The organism is Parendozoicomonas sp. 209JJ7-1, assembly GCF_058147085.1.
On sequence record NZ_JBYVJU010000174.1, the window covers coordinates 1 to 384 of the forward strand.

Annotated in this window: 1 protein-coding gene; it reads left to right on the forward strand. The window is 53.6% G+C overall.

Annotated features, from left to right (window positions below):
* Positions 1-55: 55 nt before the first annotated feature.
* Positions 56-384 (forward strand): hypothetical protein (locus ACY2RQ_RS19895; RefSeq protein ID WP_490114754.1); only part of this gene is annotated, 329 nt, incomplete at its 3' end.

The window sequence follows — 384 nt, forward strand, 5'->3', positions numbered from 1 at the left end:
AATTCCGGACACTACACTCACGGTTGGTGAGGACGGCCTGACACTGGATCCACTGGTGGATCTGTCCCCTTTCTTTACCGATGCCGACAAAGATGATCTGAGATATTCTATGACTTCGTCCGACCCTCTCGTCGTCGCAGTCCGTCTTCTCCCCAATAGCAGAATGTTTTCTATTTATCCAAGGACCCCTGGCACAGTCAAAATCACGGTAACAGCGCGGGACCCGCACGGAGCAACTGCAACGCAAAACGCCTCCGTTACTGTTAATCCCAATCGACCGGCCAGCTTCACGCTCAGTGAATATAGGGTCGAAACCTTTGAAACCGCCCCCATCGGCACCCCCTTGGTACAGGTAGTTGCCAATGACCCGGATACCGACTTCGG